Raw genomic sequence first — 868 nt, 5'->3', positions numbered from 1 at the left:
GAGCGCTTACAAAAAATTGATTTTACAGATCCTTACTACAATACTGTACTCGCTGTTATCGTTACCAAAAATTCGGGAATTAAAGAAATCTCGACACAAGACTTTAAAGGTAAAAATCTTGGAGTACAATCGAATACAACACAAGCTGCATATGCAGAAGATCATTATGCCTCTGAAGGAGTGAATATCAAACTTTATCCTACAGCAACAGAGGTTAATCGTGACCTTTTAAGCCATCGGCTTGATATCATCATCTTTGATAAGTTAAAAGCATTAAATTGGCTTGAAAATGAAGGAAAAGATTGCTGTCTCCTCTTGGGAACTCTAGAAGAAACAAATTTTCCTATTGCAATTGCACTCCGTCAAAATAATAACGATCTTAAAAACAGTTTTAATAAAGCAATAGAAGAAATCCGCGCCGATGGAACCTATGAAAAAATTATGAAAAAATATTTTACTTTCGATATCGATTAGATATCACTATGAGTTAAAATTCAATATGTATATTTAAGGAGTATTTTTAACTTTTTATTAGACATTCGGCATTTTTATAAGAAAATTTACATTTATCAAAATAATTTTTAATTGTTCCTCGATATCTAAACATTTTATAGAATATAATGACAACAATAAGGTTGTATTTTTATCGTATCAAAATCTAATTTTTTCTTTATGTTCAAATTGAATAGCCTTACTTTCAAGAAAAATCCTTAGTTTCTACTCATGAAATGATTCAAATCAATCATTTCGTGAAAATTAACCTATCATACAAGCAATAAGATATTTATTCTTTTTTTATCAATAAAAAAGATAATTTTTTTGATAATAATGTCCAACATAATGATCTAAAATAAACATCAATAAATTT

The 868-nt window shown here is 27.6% G+C and carries 1 protein-coding gene; it reads left to right on the top strand.

Annotated features, from left to right (window positions below):
- Positions 1-474 (top strand): transporter substrate-binding domain-containing protein (locus ACFIKE_RS11770; RefSeq protein WP_375650133.1); only part of this gene is annotated, 474 nt, incomplete at its 5' end.
- Positions 475-868 lie beyond the last annotated feature (394 nt).

The sequence above is a fragment of the Bartonella sp. MU70NMGDW genome, assembly GCF_042194085.1.
Taxonomy (GTDB): Bacteria; Pseudomonadota; Alphaproteobacteria; order Rhizobiales; family Rhizobiaceae; genus Bartonella; species Bartonella grahamii.
This window is presented reverse-complemented; position numbering and strand designations above follow the sequence as displayed.